The sequence below is a fragment of the Pantoea sp. X-Soil-TKNS-1207 genome (assembly GCF_059730485.1).
The window spans coordinates 3,089,818-3,108,636 of sequence record NZ_AP035958.1 but is presented as its reverse complement, the minus strand read 5'-3'; the positions used below and the strand labels follow the sequence as shown (position 1 = coordinate 3,108,636).

General features: G+C 55.2%; 16 protein-coding genes, 6 tRNA genes and 1 other RNA gene. 8 read left to right on the top strand and 15 right to left on the bottom strand.

What is annotated here, in order from left to right; genetic code table 11:
* The first annotated feature begins 30 nt into the window (after positions 1 to 30).
* Both ligA and AC6I8V_RS14515 read left to right on the top strand, forming a co-directional pair.
* Positions 31 to 2,049 (top strand): NAD-dependent DNA ligase LigA, encoded by a 2,019-nt coding sequence (gene ligA, locus AC6I8V_RS14520; RefSeq protein ID WP_497842956.1) that lies wholly within the window; start codon positions 31 to 33, stop codon positions 2,047 to 2,049.
* 1 nt (position 2,050) lies between these two features.
* Positions 2,051 to 2,269 carry a DUF3820 family protein gene (locus AC6I8V_RS14515; protein WP_497842955.1) on the top strand — a complete coding sequence of 73 codons (219 nt, stop codon included), beginning with the start codon at positions 2,051 to 2,053 and terminating at the stop codon, positions 2,267 to 2,269.
* A gap of 49 nt (positions 2,270 to 2,318) precedes the next feature.
* Here AC6I8V_RS14515 and AC6I8V_RS14510 read toward each other — a convergent pair whose 3' ends face one another.
* Both AC6I8V_RS14510 and AC6I8V_RS14505 read right to left on the bottom strand, forming a co-directional pair.
* Positions 2,319 to 3,611: a DUF4049 domain-containing protein gene (locus AC6I8V_RS14510; RefSeq protein WP_497842954.1), complete on the bottom strand. Its 1,293-nt coding sequence runs from the start codon at positions 3,609 to 3,611 to the stop codon at positions 2,319 to 2,321.
* 222 nt (positions 3,612 to 3,833) lie between these two features.
* Complete coding sequence (locus AC6I8V_RS14505) at positions 3,834 to 4,844, bottom strand: bile acid:sodium symporter family protein (RefSeq protein ID WP_497842953.1); 1,011 nt, start codon at positions 4,842 to 4,844, stop codon at positions 3,834 to 3,836.
* A 100-nt stretch (positions 4,845 to 4,944) separates the two neighbouring features.
* Here AC6I8V_RS14505 and AC6I8V_RS14500 point away from each other — a divergent pair, with 100 nt between their 5' ends.
* The gene (locus AC6I8V_RS14500) at positions 4,945 to 5,865 is read left to right on the top strand and encodes a LysR family transcriptional regulator (RefSeq protein WP_497842952.1); all 921 of its coding nucleotides are present in this window, start codon (positions 4,945 to 4,947) and stop codon (positions 5,863 to 5,865) included.
* On the opposite strand, the gene AC6I8V_RS14495 is transcribed toward AC6I8V_RS14500, so the two are convergent.
* From AC6I8V_RS14495 to AC6I8V_RS14470, 6 genes are all read right to left on the bottom strand, one after another.
* On the bottom strand, positions 5,862 to 6,197 hold the full coding sequence (locus tag AC6I8V_RS14495; protein ID WP_497842951.1) for a FlxA-like family protein: 336 nt from the start codon (positions 6,195 to 6,197) through the stop codon (positions 5,862 to 5,864). The two genes, AC6I8V_RS14500 and AC6I8V_RS14495, sit on opposite strands and share 4 nt — an antisense overlap.
* A 141-nt stretch (positions 6,198 to 6,338) precedes the next feature.
* Positions 6,339 to 6,474: non-coding RNA, RtT sRNA (locus AC6I8V_RS14490), on the bottom strand.
* 32 nt (positions 6,475 to 6,506) lie between these two features.
* Positions 6,507 to 6,582: transfer RNA gene (locus AC6I8V_RS14485), tRNA-Lys, on the bottom strand.
* Between the two features lie 4 nt (positions 6,583 to 6,586).
* Positions 6,587 to 6,662, bottom strand: a tRNA-Val gene (locus tag AC6I8V_RS14480).
* A 41-nt stretch (positions 6,663 to 6,703) separates the two neighbouring features.
* Positions 6,704 to 6,779: transfer RNA gene (locus AC6I8V_RS14475), tRNA-Val, on the bottom strand.
* 38 nt (positions 6,780 to 6,817) lie between these two features.
* Positions 6,818 to 6,893 (bottom strand) — tRNA-Val (locus AC6I8V_RS14470).
* A 270-nt stretch (positions 6,894 to 7,163) separates the two neighbouring features.
* Here AC6I8V_RS14470 and gltX point away from each other — a divergent pair.
* On the top strand, positions 7,164 to 8,585 hold the full coding sequence (gene gltX / locus AC6I8V_RS14465) for a glutamate--tRNA ligase (protein ID WP_497842950.1): 1,422 nt from the start codon (positions 7,164 to 7,166) through the stop codon (positions 8,583 to 8,585).
* A 47-nt stretch (positions 8,586 to 8,632) separates the two neighbouring features.
* Here gltX and AC6I8V_RS14460 read toward each other — a convergent pair whose 3' ends face one another.
* Together AC6I8V_RS14460 and AC6I8V_RS14455 are read right to left on the bottom strand one after the other, a co-directional pair.
* Positions 8,633 to 8,986: a YfeC-like transcriptional regulator gene (locus AC6I8V_RS14460; protein WP_497842949.1), complete on the bottom strand. Its 354-nt coding sequence runs from the start codon at positions 8,984 to 8,986 to the stop codon at positions 8,633 to 8,635.
* Positions 8,987 to 9,096: 110 nt separating this feature from the next.
* Entirely contained in the window at positions 9,097 to 9,885 is a 789-nt protein-coding gene (locus tag AC6I8V_RS14455; protein ID WP_497842948.1) for a formate/nitrite transporter family protein, read from the bottom strand.
* Positions 9,886 to 10,254: 369 nt separating this feature from the next.
* Between AC6I8V_RS14455 and AC6I8V_RS14450 the strand changes: the two genes are divergently transcribed.
* From AC6I8V_RS14450 to AC6I8V_RS14440, 3 genes are all read left to right on the top strand, one after another.
* Positions 10,255 to 10,330 (top strand) — tRNA-Ala (locus AC6I8V_RS14450).
* A gap of 45 nt (positions 10,331 to 10,375) precedes the next feature.
* Positions 10,376 to 10,451, top strand: a tRNA-Ala gene (locus tag AC6I8V_RS14445).
* Positions 10,452 to 10,828: 377 nt separating this feature from the next.
* Positions 10,829 to 11,467, top strand: a complete 639-nt coding sequence (locus AC6I8V_RS14440; RefSeq protein ID WP_497842947.1) for an NAD(P)H-dependent oxidoreductase — start codon at positions 10,829 to 10,831, stop codon at positions 11,465 to 11,467.
* 48 nt (positions 11,468 to 11,515) lie between these two features.
* Here AC6I8V_RS14440 and AC6I8V_RS14435 read toward each other — a convergent pair whose 3' ends face one another.
* The 5 genes from AC6I8V_RS14435 to AC6I8V_RS14415 form a co-directional block, all read right to left on the bottom strand.
* A complete protein-coding gene (locus AC6I8V_RS14435) occupies positions 11,516 to 13,126 on the bottom strand; it encodes a rhodanese homology domain-containing protein (protein ID WP_497842946.1) in 1,611 nt (536 codons plus the stop codon).
* Positions 13,119 to 13,709, bottom strand: a complete 591-nt coding sequence (locus tag AC6I8V_RS14430) for a cysteine dioxygenase family protein (RefSeq protein ID WP_497842945.1) — start codon at positions 13,707 to 13,709, stop codon at positions 13,119 to 13,121. The genes AC6I8V_RS14435 and AC6I8V_RS14430 overlap by 8 nt, the downstream gene beginning before the upstream one ends.
* Positions 13,706 to 14,686, bottom strand: a complete 981-nt coding sequence (locus AC6I8V_RS14425) for an ABC transporter substrate-binding protein (RefSeq protein WP_497842944.1) — start codon at positions 14,684 to 14,686, stop codon at positions 13,706 to 13,708. The genes AC6I8V_RS14430 and AC6I8V_RS14425 overlap by 4 nt, the downstream gene beginning before the upstream one ends.
* The gene (locus AC6I8V_RS14420; protein WP_497842943.1) at positions 14,686 to 15,774 is read right to left on the bottom strand and encodes an LLM class flavin-dependent oxidoreductase; all 1,089 of its coding nucleotides are present in this window, start codon (positions 15,772 to 15,774) and stop codon (positions 14,686 to 14,688) included. The genes AC6I8V_RS14425 and AC6I8V_RS14420 overlap by 1 nt, the downstream gene beginning before the upstream one ends.
* Before the next feature lie 192 nt (positions 15,775 to 15,966).
* Complete coding sequence (locus tag AC6I8V_RS14415; RefSeq protein WP_497842942.1) at positions 15,967 to 17,157, bottom strand: NupC/NupG family nucleoside CNT transporter; 1,191 nt, start codon at positions 17,155 to 17,157, stop codon at positions 15,967 to 15,969.
* 373 nt (positions 17,158 to 17,530) lie between these two features.
* Between AC6I8V_RS14415 and AC6I8V_RS14410 the strand changes: the two genes are divergently transcribed.
* Complete coding sequence (locus AC6I8V_RS14410; RefSeq protein WP_497842941.1) at positions 17,531 to 18,772, top strand: Nramp family divalent metal transporter; 1,242 nt, start codon at positions 17,531 to 17,533, stop codon at positions 18,770 to 18,772.
* Positions 18,773 to 18,819 lie beyond the last annotated feature (47 nt).

Below are 18,819 nucleotides of genomic sequence, written 5' to 3'. Positions count from 1 at the left end.
TGTCGGGGGTTTTTCATCATATGAGGCATTATGAAATCGGTTCAGGAGCAGATCATCGCGCTGCACACCACGTTACGTCACCACGAACATCTCTACCATGTGATGGATACGCCGGAAATTCCGGATGCAGAATATGACCGATTAATGGCGCAGCTGCGCGAGCTGGAAAGCGCGCACCCGGAGCTGATCACGCCGGACTCACCAACCCAACGCGTCGGTGCCGCGCCGCTGGCTGCCTTTGACCAGGTGCGGCATGAAGTGCCGATGCTGTCGCTGGATAACACCTTCGATGAAGCCGGTTTCCTTGCCTTCAACAAACGCGTTCAGGATCGTCTGAAAAGCAGCGACGACCTCGTGTATTGCTGCGAACTCAAACTGGATGGCCTGGCGGTAAGTCTGCTGTATGAAGATGGCCTGCTGGTCCGCGCCGCCACGCGCGGTGACGGCACTACCGGGGAGAACATCACCGCTAACGTACGCACCATCCGCGCCATTCCTTTACGTCTGCACGGTGACAACATCCCGGCACGCGTCGAAGTGCGCGGCGAAGTGTTTATGACCGAAAGCGGCTTTGAAAAGCTCAATGATGAAGCGCGTCGCACCGGCGCCAAAGTTTTTGCTAACCCGCGTAATGCCGCGGCAGGTTCACTGCGCCAGCTCGATCCGCGCATCACCGCGAAGCGCCCGCTCACCTTTTTCTGCTACGGCCTGGGCCTGCTGGAAGGGGGCGAAATGCCTGCCAGCCACTGGCAGCGCCTGCAACAATTTAAGGCCTGGGGATTGCCGGTTACCGACCGCATTCGCCTGGCGAACAACGCCGATGAGGTGCTGGCGTTTTATCGTCAGGTCGAGCAGGACCGCCCATCGCTGGGTTTCGATATCGATGGCGTGGTGATCAAGGTTGATTCGCAGGCGTTGCAGGAGCAACTGGGCTTTGTCGCCCGCGCCCCACGCTGGGCGGTAGCGTTTAAATTCCCGGCGCAGGAGCAGATGACCGTGGTGCGCGATGTGGAGTTTCAGGTCGGTCGTACCGGTGCGATCACGCCCGTAGCCCGTCTGGAGCCGGTGCAGGTCGCCGGGGTGATGGTGAGCAACGCCACGCTGCACAACGCCGATGAGATCGCCCGTCTCGGGCTGCGCATTGGTGACAAAGTGGTGATTCGCCGCGCGGGTGACGTGATCCCGCAGGTGGTTAACGTGGTGGAATCAGAACGTCCTGAAGATACGCGCGAGATTGTGTTCCCGGCCCACTGTCCGGTGTGCGGTTCCGATGTGGAGCGCGTTGAGGGCGAAGCGGTGACGCGCTGCACCGGCGGGCTGATTTGCGGTGCGCAGCGTAAAGAGGCACTCAAGCACTTCGTGTCACGCCGCGCGATGGACGTGGACGGCATGGGTGACAAAATTATCGATCAGCTGGTGGAGAAAGAGTACGTCAAAACCCCTGCTGATTTGTTCCGTCTCACCGCCGGTAAACTCACCGGGCTGGACCGCATGGGTCCGAAATCGGCTCAGAACGTGGTCGATGCGCTGGAGAAAGCGAAATTCACCACGCTGGCCCGCTTCCTCTATGCGCTGGGGATCCGCGAAGTGGGTGAAGCCACCGCGGCTAACCTTGCCAATCATTTCGGCGAGCTGCAAAAAGTGATGGATGCCGATCTTGATGCGTTGATTGCGGTGCAGGATGTCGGCAAGGTCGTCGCCAGCCATGTGCGTAACTTTATGGATGAAGAGAGCAACCGCGAGGTGATTCGCGAGCTGACGGAAGAGATGGGCGTGCACTGGCCGCAGGTCGAGGTGGTCAATGCCGAAGAGATCGACAGTCCGTTCGCCGGGAAAACCGTGGTGCTGACGGGTTCGCTGTCGCAGATGAACCGTGATGATGCGAAAGCCCGACTGACGGCGCTGGGCGCTAAAGTCAGCGGCAGTGTGTCGAAGAAAACCGATTTGCTGATTGCCGGTGAGGCCGCCGGATCCAAGCTGGCGAAAGCGCAGGAACTGGGCATTGCGGTGATTGATGAAGCAGAGATGATTCGCCTGCTCGGAGCCTGATATGGAAAAGCAGCAGCTGATTGAGATCGCCAACACGCCGATGCCGTTCGGCAAATACAAAGGCAGGATGCTGATCGACCTGCCGGAAGAGTACCTGCTGTGGTTCGCGCGCGGTGGGGAGTTCCCGGCCGGGAAGCTCGGTGAACTGATGCAGTTAACGCTGGCGATTAAAATTGAAGGTCTGCAAGGTTTAGTTAAACCCCTTAAGCGCAGTGAATAACATAGCGGCCCGCATTTGCGGGCCGTCGCTTAGGGAGAGCGTTACGTTATCACCGACCCATGAAAACCGCCGCGGGTAGCATCCCCGTAGCCCTTAATGAGTTTTCATTTGAGACGCCATAGCCAATACTGCGGGAATTGAGATTTATTACCGGTGCATGAGTGAGTTTAGAAACTTTAGGTTTAAATGTATAACCATTGTGCCCATGGATAATTGTTATTTCGAACCTTGCCGCAACCCGAGAGATCTCGTCATCGGAAGGTCGGAAATCAGTCATTCCTGCCTGAAATTTTGCGCCTGTTTGCTTATTAATATATTTTTTTTCTGTTATACGACATTCCGTTTCGCTGCTGGGTCTGGCTTCTGATGTTTTGTAATCCTCATATTGTTTTTCAATGGCGGCGATAAGTGAGTCGCTATCTTTTGGCATTTTTAACGGGCCAAAAGCCGTAATTAATCCTGCTTCACCCGTTTCCTGATCATGATATTCGGCTATGCCGTTATGAATGCAGAGCGTATTGCTATTTTTGTCAAAGTACACGGCCTTATAAACCTTGTTTTCGTGTTCTTTCCATCTGTCATATTCAGCCGGATTTTCAGCTTTTGCCCATGAGTTTTTAGCATAAGTTCCGCCATCACAGTCAGAAAGGGCACCAGCCATATAAAATCTTGCGCTATCATGGTTACCAATAACGAATTCAGCACCCACATTGCGGAGATTCTCCGTCACTTCCCTGGTAATATCTTTATTGTTTGAGAATCGATCATGAACGATATCACCAAGAAAAATAAGCGGGCGATCTGATTGGTGATAGCTGAGATGTTGAGTTAACGCCTCGAGTTTCTGTTGTACATCAATATTGCCCTGGTAATCAGTCAGCCATCCGCTTTTAATTGCAGCAACTTCATAGTTAAGAACCTCTGCCAGTAACATTACCCCTTGCTGGGTAATTTCTATTTTTCCGGCTACGATGCCAGCAGCGATGATTCGTGCCACGCTGCCGTCGGAATCTCCCACTATCATCGGACTGGAGGCATGGCACTGACCAACCTCAGCGGGTGCTAATAATAGCGGGATATATTTCTCAGCCATATATTTATAGGCTGTGAATTCAATAATGAGCGTCCGTACAAATAGGGTGAAGGTCTCTTGCGTTAGTTTTCCTTCAACCTGAACATTAGCAACAGCGGAAAGTTTGCTTTGTTCATTGCTTTGAATGCTCTCCGTTCTATTGCTGAGGTGTTCGATTCCGGAAGGTAATTGATTCTCCGGGTCTGGATTTGACGTTGAGGCTACGGCGCCCGCCGGGCTTAGATTGCCTTGTCCTATGGCTGGTAACATATTTACTCCTTGTTTGATAATGGCGGATATAGCTGTTTTATTTTCTATAAGCAGACGGATTATACATGGGGGGCGTTTCTTCTCGTGGGAGAACAGAATGAGGGTTTTATGAAATTAATATGAAAATGATTTTTCAGACGCTGCGGAAATTATTAATTAACACGTTAACACATAAAAAAAGGCACGCGGGCCGCGTGCCTTATTATCGTTACAGCCCTGACGTCAGGACTTCTGCGCTTCCGCCGGTTGTTGCGCCTGCTCCGCCAGACGTTTCTCATTACTGGCTTTATAGCGTTGAGCGATGAACGAACAGACCATCAACTGTACCTGGTGGAAGATCATCAGCGGCAACACGATAATCCCCACGGCGCTGGCCGGGAACAGGATATTCGCCATCGGCACCCCATTCGCCAGGCTCTTTTTCGAACCGCAGAATAACACCACGATTTCATCGGCACGTTTGAAACCAAACAGGCGTGAAGCGCCGAGATTAATCGCCAGGGCTACCATCAACAGCAGAATGCTGCCCGCCAGAATCCACAGCAGGGTATCCACACCCACGCGATGCCAGATACCGTTGACCACCGCTTCGCTGAAGGCGGAGTAGACAACCAGCAGAATTGATGTCTGGTCGGTTTTACCAATCAGGCTGCGATGTTTCTCCACCCAGCCACCGATCCAGCGTCGTGAAATGTGGCCGAGAACAAACGGCACCAGCAGTTGCAGCATGATTTTACCAATCTGCTCCAGGCCATTGCTCGGCGCATCGCTGTGTACATTCATCACCAGATTGACCAGCAGCGGGGAGATAAATACCCCGAGCAGGCTGGATGCCGAGGCGCTACAAACCGCAGCGGCCACGTTGCCGCCCGCCATTGAGGTAAAGGCAATCGCCGACTGTACGGTCGCCGGCAGGATGCACAGATAAAGAAAGCCGGTATAGATTTCGGTGCTGACATTGACCGGATGCCACCACACCAGCAGCAGGCCGAGAATCGGGAACAGCACAAAGGTACTGCACATGATCCACAGATGCAGTTTCCAGTGGCTGCTACCGGCGATGATTTTCTCGCGCGACAACTTGGCGCCATGCATAAAGAACAGCAGGGCGATGGCGGCGGTGGTGAGCCATTCGAAGAAATCGACAAACCCGCCTTTGGCCGGGAGGAAGCTGGCCAGCAGCACGGTGATGATGAGTTTGACCATCATCGGGTCGAGTCGTAAAAATCCCATTGTTACAATCCGGTTAATTAAAAAATTGATGTTGCTGATTGTGCGCCAGCTGGGTTTAGAAATAAAATTGATTTATTGCATCAATCTATGAGTAATATCGATGAATTACAGCTTACGTCAGCTACGCACCTTTGTTGCTGTAGCAAAGTATGGCAGCTTCAGCCAGGCCGGGCAGGTGATTGGGCTAAGTCAGTCGGCGGTGAGCCACAGCATCAAAGAGCTGGAGGCGGAAATGGGGGTGCGGCTACTGGATCGTACCACCCGTGAAGTGATGCTGACCGAAGCCGGGCAGCAGCTGGCGTCGCGGCTGGAACGTCTGCTGGAAGAGCTGAACACCACGGTGCTGGATGTGCGCAGCTATGGTGAACAGCGCAGCGGCACGGTGCGGGTGGCGGCCAGTCAAACGCCTTCGGCCCATCTGATGCCGCAATGTCTGGCCAGCAGCCAGCAGCGCTATCCCGATATCCGGGTGATTTTGCACGATCGCGCTCAGCAATGGGTGCTGCAAAGCGTGCGCAACGCTGAGGTGGATTTCGGCCTGATCATCGGGCCGCTGAGCGACAACGATTTCGATTACCAGCCGATTATGGATGAACCTTTTTTGTTGCTGTGCCGCGAAGATGATGTTCTGGCGCAGGTGGCCCAGCCGCAGTGGACGATGCTGACCGGTCGCACCATGGTTTTGCAGGATTATGCATCGGGAAGTCGCGTATTGATTGATGCGGCTCTGCAACAGCAGGGCGTCGGGGTGAATGTGGTACAGGAGATTGGTCACCCGGCCACGCTCTATCCGATGGTTGAAGCGGGGATCGGCATCAGTATCTTACCGGCGCTGGCGTTGCCGTTGCCCTCCGGGCGGAAACTGATGGTGCGGCGGCTCTATCCGGAAATTAACCGCAGTCTGATACTGATTAAACGCAGAAACCGTTCCCTGACACCCGCAGCGGAAGCGATCTGGCAGGAAGTACGTCAGCAGGCAACCCTGCTGACGCAACAACGCTCACTGAAGCCGGCGTTTTAAACGTATACGTCGATTTGGTTCTGATCGGTCGGACGGTTGATACCATCGGCTTTCGCCGCTGTGGTGGTTTCCTGCTTTTGCTGCTGTTGCGCTTTCTCGGCCTGCTGCTGCTCAATTTGCGCGATCTGCGCTTCAATCATCTGAATCTGTGATTGCAGCATCTGCTCCTCTTCAGATTTTTGTTCATCCGTAAGTGAATCATCGCTGGACAGATCTTTGATTTGTTTGGTGAGGCTTTGGATTTGTTTATTCAGGCTGGCGATTTGAGATGTTGAACCGCCACCGCTGCTTGCGCTGCTGATGCTGCTGGACACACTGGAAATGGTAGACATAGTTTTCTCCTTGCAATAGTTCACAGTCGTTATCGGCAAGGGGAGAAAAAGGCTTGAGAGGCCAGAGTGTTAAGGTTGTGAAAAGGGTACGGCAGGAAAATGCGCATAGCAAAAAGGCGCCTTTAGGGCGCCTTTCTACATTGGTGGGTCGTGCAGGATATGCCTCGGCCCGTCCGGGGCCTCGCCCTGCGGGTGATGCTGGCGCATCAGCCTGAATCGCTCCCGGCGATTCAGTCGAACCTGCGCAGGTTCTCATCCTGCACTTTTTAACGCATAGCAAAAAGGCGCCTTTAGGGCGCCTTTCTACATTGGTGGGTCGTGCAGGATTCGAACCTGCGACCAATTGATTAAAAGTCAACTGCTCTACCAACTGAGCTAACGACCCGAAGTGGTGGGTGATGACGGGCTCGAACCGCCGACCCCCTCCTTGTAAGGGAGATGCTCTACCAACTGAGCTAATCACCCACTTCGGTACTGCTTAACAAGAGTGTCATCTGACTAAGATATGGTGGGTGATGACGGGCTCGAACCGCCGACCCCCTCCTTGTAAGGGAGATGCTCTACCAACTGAGCTAATCACCCATATCTTATCTCTTGCTCACTGCGGGCCACCTTAAGAGTGGTGGGTGATGACGGGTTCGAACCGCCGACCCCCTCCTTGTAAGGGAGATGCTCTACCAACTGAGCTAATCACCCCCGCTGTGTGGAGTCGCATTATAGGGATCCTTCGAAGTGAGTCAACGGTTTTTAAAACATAAATGTGCGTTCGCTTTAAAATTAAACATCCTGAAGCGCTTTTAGCCAATGTGCTGGTTTTATTAGCAGAAAAACCACTATCTATCGGCTCCCCCGCCGCGACAATCATTGAGGAATCATTGCCAGCTGCTAGAATATGCGCACTGTTTTTCGCGTTAACCTGTTTTTTGTCATCCAGACAATGAACCCGCGCATTTAAGGCAATGCTGAATGAAAATCAAAACTCGCTTCGCACCCAGCCCCACTGGCTACCTGCATGTGGGCGGTGCTCGTACTGCTCTTTACTCCTGGCTTTATGCTCGTCATAACAAGGGCGAATTTGTTCTGCGTATCGAAGATACCGATCTGGAGCGATCCACACCGGAAGCCATCGAAGCCATTATGGATGGCATGAACTGGCTGAGCCTCGACTGGAATGAAGGCCCGTACTACCAGACCAAACGCTTTGATCGCTACAACGCGGTGATTGACGAAATGCTGGAAGCCGGCACCGCCTATAAATGTTACTGCTCGAAAGAACGTCTGGAAGCGTTGCGTGAAGATCAGATGGCGAAAGGTGAGAAACCGCGTTACGACGGTCATTGCCGTGACAGCCATGAACATCATGCCGCAGACGAACCTTGCGTGGTGCGTTTCCGCAACCCGCAGGATGGTTCGGTGATTTTTGACGACCAGATTCGTGGTCCGATTGAATTCAGCAATCAGGAACTGGATGACCTGATCATTCGTCGTACTGACGGTTCACCCACCTACAACTTCTGTGTGGTGGTGGATGACTGGGATATGGGGATCACTCACGTAATTCGTGGCGAAGACCATATCAACAACACCCCGCGTCAGATCAACATCCTGAAAGCGATTGGCGCAGAAGTCCCGACCTACGCCCATGTGTCGATGATCCTTGGCGATGACGGTAAAAAGCTTTCTAAACGTCATGGTGCGGTAGGGGTGATGCAGTACCGTGATGACGGCTATCTGCCGGAAGCGCTGCTCAACTATCTGGTCCGTTTGGGCTGGTCGCACGGCGATCAGGAGATTTTCAGCGTGGCGGAGATGACCGAGTTGTTTACCCTCGATGCGGTAAGCAAGTCAGCCAGCGCCTTCAACACCGAAAAACTGCAATGGCTGAACCATCACTACATTAATACGCTGCCGCCGGAATATGTGGCAACGCACCTGCAATGGCACATCGAACAGCAGAAAATTGATACCCGCACCGGCCCGGAACTGGCGAAGCTGGTGACGCTGCTGGGCGAGCGTTGCAAAACGCTGGTGGAAATCGCGGCTTCCTGCCGCTACTTCTATGAAGACTTTGCTGACTTTGATGCGGATGCGGCGAAGAAACACCTACGTCCGGTGGCGCGTCAGCCGCTGGAAGTGGTGCGTGACAAGCTGGCCGCCATCAGCGACAGCGACTGGACGGCGGAGAATGTGCATCATGCCATTCAGGGCGCGGCCGATGAGCTGGAACTCGGTATGGGTAAAGTCGGTATGCCGCTGCGCGTGGCGGTGACCGGTGCCGGGCAGTCACCCGCGCTGGATGTAACGGTGCAGGCGATTGGTCGCAGCCGCAGCGTCGCACGTATCGAAAAAGCGCTGGCCTTTATTGCAGAGCGTGAAGCGCAGGCGTAATTGACGTTATGCATAAAAAAAGCCGGAAGCAGCTGCTCCCGGCTTTTTTATTTGTCCTGAATGCCGAGGCGTAACAAGATGCCTTTGATCCCTTCGCGCAACAGCAGTGCCACCAGTTGCTCCTGTTCGGCAACGGTCATTTGCTGGATAGAATTTATTAATAACGCAGGTAACGTATTTTGCTGAGCACCGTAATTAGCTGCCGGTTCATTCGCATGGCGGGTGGATTGGATAAAGCTTTTAACGCGTTCATCAATATGGATCAGCCGTGCCTTACCGCCCTGCACACCCGGTTTTGGCGTGGTTGTCCAGTTTTCGCGTTTGATCCATTTATTGACGGTTTGTCGACTGTAGCCCGTTTCCAGCGCGAGTTCTTCGGGTGTTAGCCATTCCTTTTTCACGACGCTTTCCCTGTTAAATACATTAGCGGTACATCTTACAACAAAACTTAACAGGAAAAAGTAATCACGAATGAAAATGCCTTCCAATTAATCCGAAAGGCATCAATCGATTAGGATGCGTCGGTCGCCGCTTCGGGTGCCGGGCGGAAGGCGATAAAGTAGGTCAGACCGACAAAAATAGCACCGCCGACACCATTCCCCAAAAATACCGCGACAAAATTCGGCAGATACTCCGCCCAGCTTAGCTGGCCGGCAAAAATGGCTGCGGGTACGATAAACATGTTCGCCACTACGTGCTGGAATCCGATGGCCACAAAAGCCATTACCGGGAACCACATGCCGAGGATCTTGCCCACCACATCTTTACTGGCGAACGCTAGCCACACCGCCAGACAGACCAGCCAGTTGCAACCAATGCCGGAGATAAAGGCATGCAGGAAATCGGCATGTACCTTGGCAGTAGCGATTGCCACGGTTTTCTTCAGGTAGTCGCCTTCCGTCATACCGAGCATATGACCAAAGAACCAGGCCACGGCGAGGCTGCCGATAAAGTTAGCGAGGGTGACCCAAAACCAGTTGCGCAGCACGCTGAAACCGCTGATACGGCGCGCGAACCAGGCGACGGGCATGACCATCATGTTGCCGGTCAGCAGCTCGCCGCCCGCCAGCACCGTCAGAATCAGGCCCACCGGGAACACGGCAGCTCCCAGCAGCGCACCGAAGGAACCCCATTCGGCAGGCAGTTGGTTAATCACATGGAGATCAAGCAGAAAGCCGGTAGCGATAAACGCACCCGCCATAAAGCCGAGGATCAATAAGGTTGAAACAGATGCCCGGCTTTTAACCACGCCAGACTGAATCGCCAGTTGGGCGATCTCTTTAGGTGTATGCAGCGACATAAACTCACATTTCTTATTAGTAACTAAAGCGGGTGAATGCTGGCCGATCAAAAGCGTGCAATTTCGGGTCGTTGATCGGTTAATTAGCGTGCGAAGTTTTACACCGGCTATTAACAAAAAACAAGCGTCCTCACGACATCTGTTAACGCGTGGTTAACCCGTCGTGTGACATTTTCTGCCGCAGAACAATGAGGAAATGCATAAGCAATGTCAGAAAATGCCGCCAGGACGCTGAAAAAAAAGCCAGCATGACGCGGGTTTGCCGCCTTTTTCAGCGATTGAACACAGAACGGAAATTTGACGTTGACACCCAGGAATGGGTTTCATATTATGCCGTCCGTCGAGATTACTCGGCGGTTTTTTCGGTACGGGGCTATAGCTCAGCTGGGAGAGCGCTTGCATGGCATGCAAGAGGTCAGCGGTTCGATCCCGCTTAGCTCCACCAAACTTCTTCCCAGGGGTTTGGTACTGAAAAAATGATTCCAGATGTGGGGGTATAGCTCAGCTGGGAGAGCGCTTGCATGGCATGCAAGAGGTCAGCGGTTCGATCCCGCTTATCTCCACCAATCATCTGTTTCCTGTCACATTCATTCTTTGAACGTCTTCCTGTTTTAACGCGCCACAATCCCCTGAATAAACTGATACGCCCATCCGTCTCTGATGGATTTTTTTGTCATGATGCCCCCGGCACCGCAGCGGAATGCGCCCCAGATGCCCCCCTACGCACGATAATGGCGGTCACGGGTACGTTAATCGCGGACGGGCGCAGGATCATTAAACAGACACAATATGATTTCCCCGGAGATGGAAAGCCTGCGGCATAGCTCATTCTGCTTTAAGCGAAAGGAAAGGGTGCTGATAAGATTTCAACCGCTTTGCAGGTAATCGTTGCCGGATGGCCGATAACGGTGCCTGCTTCCTCCCCGACCATAAGGAAGAGATTTTGACGACTGTTAATGAAAGGCTTGCCTGGCGCTACGCGACTAAGAAATTTGATGCCAGCAAAGTTGTGCCAGAAGAGAAACTGGAACGCATTATCGAAGCCGTACGTCTGACGCCAACCACCAGCGGCTTGCAGCCTTTTGAGCTGATGGTCATCACCAATGATGAGATTCGCGCCAAAATTCGTGCTGTGGCCTGGGATCAGGCACAGGTGACGGATTGTTCGCACCTGCTGGTGTTTGCGGCCTGGGACGACATCACCGCAGAGCGCGTGAATATGATGTTCGATCTGACCAATGAGGTCCGTGGCTTCCGTAACGAGGGCTGGGAGAATTACCGTCAGATGCTGCTGGGCATCGTTGGCGAGCGCGGAACCGAGGCGAATTACCATGCTGCTGCGCGTCAGGCATATATCGGTCTGGGCAGTGCCCTGATTGCCGCCGCCTTTGAAGAAGTGGATGCGACGCCGATGGAAGGGTTTGACCCGGCAGCGGTGGATGAGATCCTCGACCTGAAATCAAAGGGATTACGCAGCGTGATTATCCTGCCGCTGGGCTACCGTGCTACGGAAGGTGACTGGCTGGTCAATCTGAAGAAAGTCCGCCGCAGCCGCGAAAACTTTGTCACTGAAATTAAATAAATCAGGCTGACCCTGCGACAGGGTCAACCTGCATCAGGTCGTTGTCATTCAGACAGCGACCGCCTGCGGCGGCAGCACGCGGAAACCGTGCGTGCCGTCGCGATCCAGCTGCGCCACCAGACCATATTCCCAGTCCAGATAAGCCTGCATCACCGCCGGTTCGATATCGGTGCCTTCATAAGGACGGCGATAGCGATCGATCGCTGGCGACAGCAGATGCTGCTCACCCTGTTCCGTTGGCAATCCTGCGGCACGCCAGGCTGCATTGCCGCCCGCCAGCACATAAACCGGTTTGCCGCTCAGCGCAGCGACCTGTTCCACCGCATAACCCGCCAGCAGACTGCTGCCGCAGGTCAGCACATAACGGCGTGCTTCGGGCAGCAGGGCTTTGCCCTGTTGTTGCAGGGTTGAGCGCAACAGCCAGGCGGCGCCGGGAATATGGCTGTTGAGATGATTGGCGCGGGTGGTGAAATCCAGCACCTGGGTTTGTCCCTCCTCCAGCCAGCTGGCAAGCTGCTGCGGCGTGACCAGCTCGGGCGCCGCCACCGCTGGCACCTGTGCCTGCCAGTTGCCGCTGGCGCTGAAATCCTGCGCCTGCAATCCCTCCAGCACCGCCACCTGCCAGCCGAGCTGCGCCAGCCAGGAGGCGGCCATATTGGCGCGCACGCCATCGTTATCAATCAGCACGATGCGCGCACCGCGCACGCTGGCGTAGTGATCGGTTTCCTGCACCAGCTGCCCACCTGGCACATGCCGGCTGCCCGGCACATGGCCGGCAGCGTACTCTTCCGCATCGCGCACATCGAATAAATAGGTCGTACGCGGTTGCTGCTGCCAGCTTTGCAACGTGGCGAGGGAAACGCGCTCTGCACCGGCACGATCCGCCAGTTCACGGGCTTTCGCGGCCGCCTGACGTTGCGCGGTTTCACTCGCCGCGCCGTACCGACGATCCTGGCCTTTATCCAGCTGATGCCCGGCCAGCGTCCAGCCGATGGTGCCATTGCGCAGTGCAAACACCGGGTTGCGAACCCCGGCATTCACCAGCGACTGGGTGCCGATAATGCTGCGCGTACGGCCTGCACAGTTGACGATCACCGTGGTTTCCGGCGAAGGGGCGAGATCGCGTACCCGCAGCACCAGTTCCCCGCCCGGCACGCTGGTGGCGTGCGGGATGCTCATGGTCTGGTACTCATCAAAGCGGCGTGCATCCAGCACCACCACATCGGCATCCTCGCGCAGCAGCGCATACACTTCATCAGCTGACAGCGACGGCGTGTGGTTATGATGCTCCACCAGCTCGCCAAAGGCTTTGCTCGGTGAATTGACATCGATAAACAGCTCGCCACCGGCCGCCTGCCAGCCCGAGAGATCCCCCGCCAGTAGCGCTACGTCGGTGTAGCCAAGCGCGGCAATGCGTTCGGCCGCCGTCTGCGCCAGTGCGGTGCCGTTGTCGTACAGGGTGATGGCGGTGTCGCGCCGCGGATTACGATCCAGCAGCTCCAGCTCCAGTTTGGATAAGGGAATATTCACCGCAAACAGCGGATGGCCGCTGGCATACAGCGCCTCATCGCGCACGTCGATCAACGCCACTTCCTGCTGCTGACGCAGCGCGCTTAGAATGTCGGCCGTCTGGCGCAACGGGAAAACCGGTTTAGTCATGTGAAAGATCCCAAATGTTTGGTAGATAGCGGTTGCTGTAGCCGGAGATAAACACCTTTTCGCTGCCATCTTCGCGATACACCGCACGCTGCACCGCGCCGATATTGGCGCCATAGACGTGGATGCTGATCGAGACGCGATCGTCGAATGCATTGCTGACGCGATGGATGTCGCCCACCGTCGGCGATACGGCTTCCACGCTGCCGGGTTCCAGCCGCACCGGCTGGCCCTCCGGTTGTAACCCCTGCGGTCCCGGCTGCCAGGATTGCGAAATTTCTGCGCCGCGCAGCATCCCGATCAATCCCCAGACGCGATGATCGTGAATCGGCGTCTGCTGACCCGGTCCCCAGACAAAACTCACCACCGAAAAGCGCTGGTGCGCGTCGGCATACAGCAAATATTGTTGATAATGCTGCGGATGCGGCTGGGTAAAGGCCTCATCCAGCCAGTCATCATGGCGGATTAACTCGCCCAGCCACGCGCTGCCGCGTTGCAGAATGGTTTGTTCATCCGGCTGGCTGTCAAGCAGCTGCGCCAGACTGGCAACAAAGGTGCGTAAACGATGATGCTGATAATCACTCATGATTTATCCTCTCCGGCATTTTTCGCCACCTGGTTAGCACCGGCCGCCAGACTGAAATCAAAGGCTTTGCTGACATCCACCGGTTTGGGCAGCACCTGATAGCGATGGAAGAAGTCGGCTGATTTTTGCAGCGTGCCAATCAGGCGGCTATCAAACACCAGCGGACGAATACCGGCATCGGCAATCCAGCTGGCGGTAATGCTGGTTGGCATATTCAGGGTCTGACCCAGCACGCGGGCGAACTCCTCGGGATGGTGCTGCGCCCAGATCTGCGCTTTGGCTAAACGCACCAGCAAATCAGCAATCGCTTTGCGTTTTTCCGGGTCGTTCAGCGCTTCATCGCGCGCCAGCGCATAGGAGTAGCCAGACATAATGCCTTTGCCGCCCCCGTCGGGGACGCGCACCGTGCCATCCACCGCCGTCGAGGTGGCGATATAGGGTTCCCACGGCGCCCAGGCCGCTACGGCACCGGAGGTTAAGGCGGCGCGGCCATCCACCGGGCCAAGGAAGCGAAAAGTCACATCGCTGGGTTTCAGGCCCGCGCGCTCCAGCAGGCCGAGAAGCAGGTAATGACCCCAGCCACCCCGATTCACCGCAATCTGCTTACCTTTCAGATCCCGCAGGCTGTGAACCCCGGCATTGGGGCGGGTTAACAGCGCGATGCTGTCCGGGTTGTTCTGCCAGGCACCCACCGCTTTTACCGGCGCGCCAGCGGCATAGACAAACAGGAACGGCAGATCGCCGGTAAAGCCGACATCCAGCGCACCGGCGTTCAGCGCCTCCTGTACCGGCGCGCCGGAGTCAAAGGCGGTGAGCTTGAGGTCGTAGGGCAGGTTGTTCAGCTCGCCAGAGGCTTTCAGCGCGGCAAAACGGTCACCTTTCACATCGCCAAGTCGCAGAGTGACCTTCTCCGCCGCAAACAACGGATGCAGCGTTAACGCCAGGGTGAGTCCGGCAAAGAGGGCAGCCAGGCGCATCAGGCGCTCCTTTTCTCGGTGGCATCAAGCGCTGCCACTTTTTCCCGCGTCAGCGGGATCAGTTCGCGCCCATATTCCACCGCATCATTGAGCGGATCGAAGCCGCGAATCAGTACGTTGTGAATGCCGAGGCGATAGTAGTCGAGCAGGGCGTCGGACACCTGTTCCGGCGTCCCTACCAGCGCGGTGGAGTTGTAGCCGCCCTGCACCAGTTTGGCGACGCCGGTCCACAGCACCTTATCCAGGCGATCCCCTTCATTCGCGGCGGCCAGCAGCCGTTGCGCGCCGACGCTTTGCGGCTTCGGCAGGCCAAAGGTGTAGCCGGTTTCCGCCAGCTGTTTTTCCGCCGTGGCACGAATATATTCCGCGCGCTCCCAGGCTTCTTTCTCGGTTTTACCGAGGATCGGACGGAAGGAGATATTGAAGTCGATCTCCCGCCCCTGTTGCGCGGCGGCGGCCCGCACGCTACGTACGGTTTCTTCTGCCCCTTTCAGCGGTTCGCCCCATAACGCGAACACATCGGCATGGCGTGCGGCCACCTCGATTGCCTCCGCTGATGACCCCCCGAAATAGATCGGCAACTTTTTCTGCACCGGCTTAATGGCAGAGAATGCCTGCTCGGACTGGTAAAAATGGCCGTGATGATCGTAAGGCTGCGTGGATTCGAGGCTCTGCTTCAGCACCGTCAGAAATTCATCGGTGCGCGCATAGCGTTCGGTTTTATTGAGGAAATCGCCGTCGCGACGCTGCTCGCTGTCGCTGCCGCCGCTGATGATATGCACCGCCAGGCGGCCATCGGTCAGATGATCGAGTGATGCGAGTTTGCGAGCCGCCAGCGTGGGCGCCACAAAGCCAGGCCGGTGCGCCAGCAGGAATTTCAGGGTGCGGGTGTGCGCGGCGGCGTGGGCGGTAACCAGAAAGCCGTCAGGTTGATCGGACCAGTAGCCCACCAGGATGCGGTCAAACCCGGCCTCTTCGTGGGCGCGGGCGAAACGGGCGATGTAATCTTTATCGAATAATGGGCCGCTGGCCGGAATGATCTCGGAAGCGAGACGGTGGCCGATCATGCCAAGAAATTGAATGCTCATGCTGTTCTCCAGATGTGACGTTATGGAGAAAAGCTACGGGCGCAGGCGGTGGCAACGGAAATTCAATATTGTGCAAAGGTTTTGCGCAGGGCGGTGAAGCAGGGCGGGGTGGGGCGAGAGGGCAGAAAAAATGAGATATAACGGATAGGCATAATTAAGAAGAGAAGGGCGAGCCGCAGCTCGCCCTGACCATCAGAAGGCCAGTACCAGACCGGCAATCGCGGCTGACAGCACGCTCACCAGGGTAGAACCGTACAGCAGCTTCAGGCCGAAGCGGGAAACCACGTTGCCCTGTTCTTCGTTCAGGCCTTTAATGGCGCCTGCCACAATCCCGATTGAGGAGAAGTTGGCGAAGGAAACGAGGAACACCGACAGGATCCCTTCCGAATGCGGCGACAGCTGACCGGCAATTTTTTGCAGATCCATCATCGCAACGAATTCGTTAGAAACCAGTTTGGTCGCCATGATGCTGCCAACCTGCAACGCTTCGTGCGCTGGCACGCCCATCACCCAGGCAAACGGGTAGAAGACATAGCCCAGCACGCCCTGGAAGCTGATACCAAAGATCAGGTCAAACAGCGCGTTCAGGCCAGAAATCAGGGCGATAAAACCGATCAGCATAGCGGCAACGATGATCGCGACGCGGAAACCGGCGAGGATATATTCACCCAGCATTTCGAAGAAGCTCTGACCTTTGTGCAGATCCTGCAACTGCAAATCTTCTTCGCTATCAACGCGGTAAGGGTTGATCAGCGACAGCACGATAAAGGTACTGAACATGTTCAGCACCAGCGCCGCGACCACATATTTCGGTTGCAGCATGGTCATGTAAGCGCCAACGATGGACATGGACACGGTCGACATCGCGGTAGCCGCCATGGTGTACATGCGACGCTGCGACATTTTGCCGAGGATATCCTTATAGGCGATAAAGTTTTCTGACTGTCCCAGAATCAGAGAGCTAACGGCGTTAAAGGATTCCAGTTTGCCCATGCCATTGATTTTTGACAGCACGGTACCGATGCCACGAATCACCCACGGCAGGATACGGAAATGTTGCAGAATACCGATCAGCGCAGAGATAAACACAATCGGGCAGAGTACATTCAGGAAGAAGAAGGCGAGGCCTTTATCATTCATGTTGCCGAAGACGAAATTGGTACCTTCTGCCGCATACTTCAGCAGATGGTCAAACAGGCCAGCAAATCCTTTTACAAAGCCGAGGCCTGCTTCTGAGTTCAGGAAGAACCAGGCAAGCAGAACTTCAATCACCAGAAGCTGAACGATATAGCGGATACGGATGCTTTTACGATCGTGACTGACCAGCAAGGCCAGTACGGCTACCACCACCAATGCTAAAAGAAATTGCAAAACATGGGACATGTCGGCTCCAAATTTGAGGAGGGTTGTATTTTGTTGCGTATTCTATGTAACGCGTTACTTAAAAACGAGATCAAAACCACATTATAAGTATTCGCTATCGACATATTTCTCGGATTAGTCTCACCAATCACAATCTTTTAACATGACTGTCACAAGAAAAATAACCACAAAATGATTGTCTATAAAATAGCCCAGGGGTAGAGTGAATTCTGTTGCACAAACTTTTGGCAAGACCTGGCTTTACCGCAAGATATAGCAAAGGCTATACTTTATAGCACCATCTATTAAAGCGATAACTATAACCATATTTCACTTGCCTTGAATGCCTCGTAACCTGTGCGGGTAAACAAGCGTTAAGACAGGGTCCAACACTATGTCAGAGAGCCGCACCGCCGAGCGCGCCGCTCGCGGAGCCAGAAAGATTAAACTTGCGTTGCTGGGACCGGCCTTCATCGCGGCCATCGGTTATATCGATCCCGGTAACTTCGCCACCAATATTCAGGCGGGTGCCGCCTACGGTTACAAGCTGCTGTGGGTCGTTGTCTGGGCGAATATTATGGCGATGCTGATCCAGCTGATGTCCGCCAAGTTAGGCATTGCTACCGGTAAAAACCTGGCGGAACATATCCGCGATCGCTTCCCACGTCCGGCCGTCTGGTTCTACTGGGTACAGGCCGAAATTATCGCTATGGCCACCGATCTGGCCGAATTCATTGGTGCCGCCCTCGGTTTTAAGCTGTTGCTCGGCATCTCGCTATTACAGGGCGCAGTGCTGACCGGTGTGGCGACCTTCCTGATTCTGATGCTGCAAAATCGTGGACAAAAACCGCTGGAGCTGGTGATTGGAGGCCTGCTGCTGTTTGTCGCGGCGGCGTATATTGTCGAGCTGTTTTTCTCGCAGCCAAAAGTCAGTGAACTGGTTACCGGCATGGCGCTGCCGTCGCTGCCGACTGCCGATGCGGTGTTCCTCGCAGCCGGTGTGCTGGGTGCCACCATTATGCCGCATGTGATTTATCTGCACTCGGCGCTGACGCAATACGGTAATCAGGGCACCAAAGGACAGCGTTACTCCTCCACCAAACTGGATGTGGCGATCGCCATGACCATTGCGGGCTTCGTTAACCTGGCGATGATGGCTACCGCCGCCGCGGCGTTTCACTTTAGCGGCCATTCCGGTATCGCCGATCTCGATCAGGCGTATCTGACGCTGCAACCGCTGCTCGGCCATGCGGCTGCGACGGTGTTTGGTTTGAGTCTGGTGGCGGCAGGCCTCTCATCCACCGTGGTGGGGACGTTGGCCGGTCAGGTTGTGATGCAGGGCTTTATCCGCTTCCACATTCCGCTGTGGCTGCGCCGTACCATTACCATGCTGCCCTCTTTTATCGTGATCTGGGCGGGCTGGGATCCGACACGTATCCTGGTATTCAGCCAGGTGCTGTTGAGCTTTGGTATCGCGCTGGCGCTGGTGCCGCTGCTGGCATTTACCGGCAACCGCGAGCTGATGGGTGACGAGATGGTTAACTCGCGCCTGATGCAGACTATCGGCTGGGTGATTGTGGCGCTGGTCGTGGCGCTGAATATCTATCTGCTGGTGGGTCAGGCGCTTGGGTTATAAACGCCATCGCTGACAAAACCGGGTAAAAAAGAAAGCACCGACGCGAT

Excerpts from the sequence above, each read along its gene's own strand:
- AC6I8V_RS14415 (WP_497842942.1), bottom strand. The coding sequence starts at position 17,157 with ATGTCCCATGTTTTGCAATTTCTTTTAGCATTGGTGGTGGTAGCCGTA.
- AC6I8V_RS14505 (WP_497842953.1), bottom strand. The coding sequence starts at position 4,844 with ATGGGATTTTTACGACTCGACCCGATGATGGTCAAACTCATCATCACC.
- AC6I8V_RS14420 (WP_497842943.1), bottom strand. The coding sequence starts at position 15,774 with ATGAGCATTCAATTTCTTGGCATGATCGGCCACCGTCTCGCTTCCGAG.
- AC6I8V_RS14425 (WP_497842944.1), bottom strand. The coding sequence starts at position 14,686 with ATGCGCCTGGCTGCCCTCTTTGCCGGACTCACCCTGGCGTTAACGCTG.
- AC6I8V_RS14500 (WP_497842952.1), top strand. The coding sequence starts at position 4,945 with ATGAATTACAGCTTACGTCAGCTACGCACCTTTGTTGCTGTAGCAAAG.
- AC6I8V_RS14410 (WP_497842941.1), top strand. The coding sequence starts at position 17,531 with ATGTCAGAGAGCCGCACCGCCGAGCGCGCCGCTCGCGGAGCCAGAAAG.
- AC6I8V_RS14430 (WP_497842945.1), bottom strand. The coding sequence starts at position 13,709 with ATGAGTGATTATCAGCATCATCGTTTACGCACCTTTGTTGCCAGTCTG.
- AC6I8V_RS14495 (WP_497842951.1), bottom strand. The coding sequence starts at position 6,197 with ATGTCTACCATTTCCAGTGTGTCCAGCAGCATCAGCAGCGCAAGCAGC.
- AC6I8V_RS14510 (WP_497842954.1), bottom strand. The coding sequence starts at position 3,611 with ATGTTACCAGCCATAGGACAAGGCAATCTAAGCCCGGCGGGCGCCGTA.
- gltX (WP_497842950.1), top strand. The coding sequence starts at position 7,164 with ATGAAAATCAAAACTCGCTTCGCACCCAGCCCCACTGGCTACCTGCAT.
- AC6I8V_RS14515 (WP_497842955.1), top strand. The coding sequence starts at position 2,051 with ATGGAAAAGCAGCAGCTGATTGAGATCGCCAACACGCCGATGCCGTTC.
- AC6I8V_RS14435 (WP_497842946.1), bottom strand. The coding sequence starts at position 13,126 with ATGACTAAACCGGTTTTCCCGTTGCGCCAGACGGCCGACATTCTAAGC.
- ligA (WP_497842956.1), top strand. The coding sequence starts at position 31 with ATGAAATCGGTTCAGGAGCAGATCATCGCGCTGCACACCACGTTACGT.
- AC6I8V_RS14455 (WP_497842948.1), bottom strand. The coding sequence starts at position 9,885 with ATGTCGCTGCATACACCTAAAGAGATCGCCCAACTGGCGATTCAGTCT.